This is a genomic window from Marinobacter salexigens (assembly GCF_018860765.1).
Lineage (GTDB): Bacteria > Pseudomonadota > Gammaproteobacteria > Pseudomonadales > Oleiphilaceae > Marinobacter > Marinobacter salexigens_A.
This window is the reverse complement of the sequence record NZ_JAHKPV010000010.1, coordinates 1-1,792: the sequence shown is the minus strand read 5'-3', so window position 1 is coordinate 1,792 and position 1,792 is coordinate 1. Positions and strand designations below refer to the sequence as shown.

Below are 1,792 nucleotides of genomic sequence, written 5' to 3'. Positions count from 1 at the left end.
TGGTGGGTCTGGGTGGACTTGAACCACCGACCTCACCCTTATCAGGGGTGCGCTCTAACCACCTGAGCTACAGACCCGGTTTTGCCCATCCGAAGATAAGCCAAGTCGGGCCTGCAAAGACCCTTGCTCTCTTTATCAATCAACCAAGTAATTCGTGTGGACTCTGACCGAAGCTTCAACTTCGTTTAAGGAGGTGATCCAGCCCCAGGTTCCCCTAGGGCTACCTTGTTACGACTTCACCCCAGTCATGAACCACACCGTGGTAATCGTCCTCCCGAAGGTTAGACTAACTACTTCTGGTGCAATCCACTCCCATGGTGTGACGGGCGGTGTGTACAAGGCCCGGGAACGTATTCACCGTGACATTCTGATTCACGATTACTAGCGATTCCGACTTCACGGAGTCGAGTTGCAGACTCCGATCCGGACTACGATACGTTTTGTGAGATTAGCTCCCCCTCGCGGGTTTGCAACCCTCTGTACGTACCATTGTAGCACGTGTGTAGCCCTGGCCGTAAGGGCCATGATGACCTGACGTCATCCCCACCTTCCTCCGGTTTGTCACCGGCAGTCTCCCTAGAGTTCTCAGCATTACCTGCTAGCAACTAGGGATAGGGGTTGCGCTCGTTACGGGACTTAACCCAACATCTCACGACACGAGCTGACGACGGCCATGCAGCACCTGTGTCAGAGTTCCCGAAGGCACCAATCCATCTCTGGAAAGTTCTCTGCATGTCAAGGCCAGGTAAGGTTCTTCGCGTTGCGTCGAATTAAACCACATGCTCCACCGCTTGTGCGGGCCCCCGTCAATTCATTTGAGTTTTAACCTTGCGGCCGTACTCCCCAGGCGGTCAACTTAGTGCGTTAGCTGCGCCACTAAGGATTCAAGATCCCCAACGGCTAGTTGACATCGTTTACGGCGTGGACTACCAGGGTATCTAATCCTGTTTGCTCCCCACGCTTTCGCACCTCAGTGTCAGTGTTGGTCCAGGTAGCCGCCTTCGCCACTGGTGTTCCTTCCTATATCTACGCATTTCACCGCTACACAGGAAATTCCACTACCCTCTACCACACTCTAGCCGAGCAGTTCGAAATGCCGTTCCCAGGTTAAGCCCGGGGCTTTCACATCTCGCTTACTCAACCACCTACGCGCGCTTTACGCCCAGTAATTCCGATTAACGCTTGCACCCTCCGTATTACCGCGGCTGCTGGCACGGAGTTAGCCGGTGCTTCTTCTGTGAGTGACGTCAATCCTCCAGAGTATTAATCTGAAAGCCTTCCTCCTCACTGAAAGTGCTTTACAACCCGAAAGCCTTCTTCACACACGCGGCATGGCTGGATCAGGCTTGCGCCCATTGTCCAATATTCCCCACTGCTGCCTCCCGTAGGAGTTCGGGCCGTGTCTCAGTCCCGATGTGGCTGATCATCCTCTCAGACCAGCTACGGATCGTCGCCTTGGTGGGCCTTTACCCCACCAACTAGCTAATCCGACTTAGGCTCATCCAATAGCGCAAGGTCCGAAGATCCCCTGCTTTCCCCAAAAGGGCGTATGCGGTATTAATCCGAGTTTCCCCGGGCTATCCCCCACTACTGGGCAGATTCCTAAGCATTACTCACCCGTCCGCCGCTCGACGCCTGATAGCAAGCTATCTTCGTTTCCGCTCGACTTGCATGTGTTAAGCCTGCCGCCAGCGTTCAATCTGAGCCATGATCAAACTCTTCAGTTTAAATCATACAAGAATCCGAAGATTCTTAATTCTTGCTCAAGACAAAACTCAATTTTCGACGAGTC

The 1,792-nt window shown here is 53.5% G+C and carries 1 tRNA gene and 1 rRNA gene; both read right to left on the bottom strand.

Features of this window, described 5'->3' with window-relative positions:
- Positions 1 to 77: transfer RNA gene (locus KO508_RS08210), tRNA-Ile, on the bottom strand.
- Between the two features lie 109 nt (positions 78 to 186).
- Positions 187 to 1,727, bottom strand: a 16S ribosomal RNA gene (locus KO508_RS08205).
- Positions 1,728 to 1,792 lie beyond the last annotated feature (65 nt).